Genomic DNA, 3,052 nt, shown 5'->3' with positions numbered 1-3,052 from the left:
GCGCTGCACCAGGTGCGGATCGACCAGGGCGCGGCCGATGCGCTGATCGGATGCGACGTCGTCGTCAGCTCCTCGCCGAAAGCGTCCGGCACCTACCGGCGCGGCACGCGTGCCGCCGTCAACACGGCGGAGATGCCGACCGGCGACGTCGTCCGCTTCCGCGACGCCGATCTGGCCTCGCCCGCCCGCCTGCGCGCGATCAGCCGCGTGATCGGCGACGGCAATCTCGACAGCATCAACGCGAACGGACTCGCCGAACGCCTGCTCGGCGACGCCGTCTATGCCAACATCATCATGCTCGGCTTTGCCTGGCAGCACGGACTGGTGCCGATCTCGCTGCCGGCGCTGCTGCGCGCGATCGAGCTCAACGGCGTCGCGGTCGAACGCAACAAGCAGGCGTTTGCCTGGGGCCGGATCGCGGCCGCGGATCCGGACTTCCTGCCGACATCGGACGGCGCGCCGGCACGAGAGACGCTCGATCAGCTCATCGACCGGCGCACCGAATTTCTCACCGCCTATCAGGATGCCGCCTACGCGGCGCGCTATCGGGCAACCGTCGCAAAGGTCCGCAACGCGGAGGCCGCGCTGAACAGCGAGGTGCTGACCGACGCGGTTGCGCGCGCCCTGTTCAAGCTGATGGCCTACAAGGATGAATATGAGGTGGCGCGCCTGCACATGCGGAGCGGCTTCCTCGACGAATTGAAGCGTGAATTCGAGGGCGATTTCAGGGTGAATTACCATCTTGCACCGCCCTTGCTGCCCTCGAAGCGCGACGCCCGCGGCCGTCCGCGCAAGCGCGCCTTCGGCCAGTGGATCCAGATGCCGCTCGAAGTGCTGGCGCGGTTGAAGGGTTTGCGCGGCACGCCGTTCGATCCGTTCGGCTACACGGCGGAACGGCGCGCCGAGCGGGAGCTGATCGCCTGGTACGAGGAATTGATCGCGCAGATGCTCGAAGGCCTCGACGCCACGCACCTGCCTGACCTCATCGCGATCGCCAGGGCGCCGATGGATATCCGCGGCTATGGCCCGGTGAAGGACGCCGCCATTGCGAAGGTGAAGACCGAGGTGGAACGGCTGCTCGCGGCTTCCGCGGCGTCGCCGTCACCAAAAATGCGGGCCCACGGTTGACGCAAAGCCGGCGAGGCCTCAGCCTCGCCTCCTTGAAGGAGCACCCTCATGGTGCCCCTGCAATCGGGTGACGCATCATGGATTTTGACCAGTTGACCCTGACCCAGGCCGCGGCCGAGCTTCGCGCCGGAAAAGTCACGAGCACCGCGCTCACCACGGAAGCCCTTGCCCGCGCCAAAGCCAACACGGATCTCAACGCCTTCGTCACCGTGGACGAGGCCGGCGCCCTGAAGGCCGCGGCTGCGTTCGACGCAACGGGCGACAAGACAAAACCGCTCGGCGGCGTTCCCATCGTGATCAAGGACAACATCGAGGTGGCCGGCTTGCCCTGCAGCGCAGGAACGCCGGCGCTCATGAGCTTCGTCCCGAAAGGCGACGCCCCCGTGGCAGCAAGGCTGCGTGCCGCCGGCGCGATCATCATCGGCAAGACCAGCATGCACGAGCTCGCCTTCGGCATTTCCGGCTACAACACCGCGTTCAAGACCGGCTCCGAATACGGCGTGCGCAATGCCTATGACAGGCGCCTGATCGCGGGCGGTTCGTCCTCCGGAACGGGGGCCGCGATCGGCGCGCGGATCGTCGCCGGAGGCCTCGGCACCGACACCGGCGGCTCGGTCAGGGTGCCTGCCGCACTGAACGGATGCGCCTCGCTGCGTCCGACCGTCGGACGCTATCCGCAAGACGGCATCGCGCCGATCTCCCACACCCGCGACACCGCAGGGCCAATGGCTGCGACCATGGCCGATGTCGCGTTGCTCGACCGCGTCATTGCTGGCGGTGAGCCCGTTGCGCCGGCCGATCTGAAGCAGGTCCGCATCGGCATCGTGAAGACCATGCTGGCCAATCTCGATGCCGACACCGAAGCCRCCTTCCACGCGGCGGTCGCGCAGATGAAAGCGCAGGGCATCACGATGATCGAGATCGAGATGCCGCAACTCGCCGAGCTCAACGGCCAGGCCAGCTTTCCCGTCGCGCTGTACGAGGCCTATGACGACCTGGTCGCCTATCTCGCACACACCGGCACCGGTATCACCGTCGAAGCGCTGGCAAAGGAGATCGCCAGCCCCGACGTGAAGGGCACCTATGACGGCCTGGTGATCCCGCGCGAGCTGTTCGGGCCCGACAACACGCTGGTCGATGCCAAGCCGGTTTATGACCACGCAATCAAGACCGCGCGCCCGGCGCTGCAAGCGCTCTACGAGAGCACCTTTGCCGGCAACAGGCTGGACGCCATCGCCTTCCCGACCACGCCACGCGTCGCCATTGCCTCCGGTCCCGACTCCAGCAGTCTCGAAAATTTCGGCCTGTTCATCCAGAACACCGATCCCGGCAGCAATGCCGGCATTCCCGGCATCCAGATTCCGATCGCGCTTGGCGCCACGAGCCAACTGCCTGTCGGTCTCGAACTCGACGGCCCGGCCGGAAGCGACCGCCGGTTGCTTGCGATCGGCATCGCGCTCGACGCCGTATTCGGACGGCTGCCGCCGCCGTCGCGCTAGAGCGTTGCGGGTCCGAGATCCTTGTAGGGTGGGCAAAGCGAAGCGTGCCCACCTCTTGTAGATTCGCAGGAAGATGGTGGGCACGGCGCAAGCGCGCCTTTGCCCACCCTACGGTGTGCCGCCGCGCCAGTCATGAATACGGATTGATCAGCTTCTGCTGTTCGGCGCTGTGGTGCACGAGCATGTCGATGAAGGTCCTGACCTTCGCCGACAGATGATGCTTGTGCGGATAGACCGCGTTCATCGACATCTCGACAGGACGATATTCGGGCAGGAGCCGAACGAGGTGACCGGCTTCGAGATCGTCCCGAATGAGAAACCCGGCCATCAGACAGACCGCGGCGCCTTGCAGCGCCACCTTCCGCAAGGCCTCACCGCTGTTGGTGATGAAGCTGCCGGAGATCCGTACCGATGCCGGCGCGCCC

General features: G+C 66.3%; 3 protein-coding genes. 2 read left to right on the top strand and 1 reads right to left on the bottom strand.

Annotation, left to right across the window (positions count from 1 at the left end; translation table 11 throughout):
* Together ACXJL8_RS37760 and iaaH are read left to right on the top strand one after the other, a co-directional pair.
* Nucleotides 1-1,128, top strand: a 1,128-nt coding sequence (locus ACXJL8_RS37760) for a DUF6537 domain-containing protein (RefSeq protein ID WP_456686684.1), incomplete at its 5' end; no start/stop codon positions are given.
* Nucleotides 1,129-1,205: 77 nt separating this feature from the next.
* On the top strand, nt 1,206-2,627 hold the full coding sequence (gene iaaH, locus ACXJL8_RS37755) for an indoleacetamide hydrolase (RefSeq protein ID WP_456686683.1): 1,422 nt from the start codon (nt 1,206-1,208) through the stop codon (nt 2,625-2,627).
* Between the two features lie 130 nt (nt 2,628-2,757).
* Here the strand turns inward: iaaH and ACXJL8_RS37750 are convergent.
* A partial coding sequence (locus tag ACXJL8_RS37750; RefSeq protein WP_456686682.1) for a LysR substrate-binding domain-containing protein occupies nt 2,758-3,052 on the bottom strand: 295 nt, incomplete at its 5' end.

The sequence above is a fragment of the Bradyrhizobium sp. P5_C11_2 genome, assembly GCF_054049755.1.
Note: the sequence above shows the minus strand (reverse complement) of the source record. Positions and strands in the feature narration are given on the sequence as shown.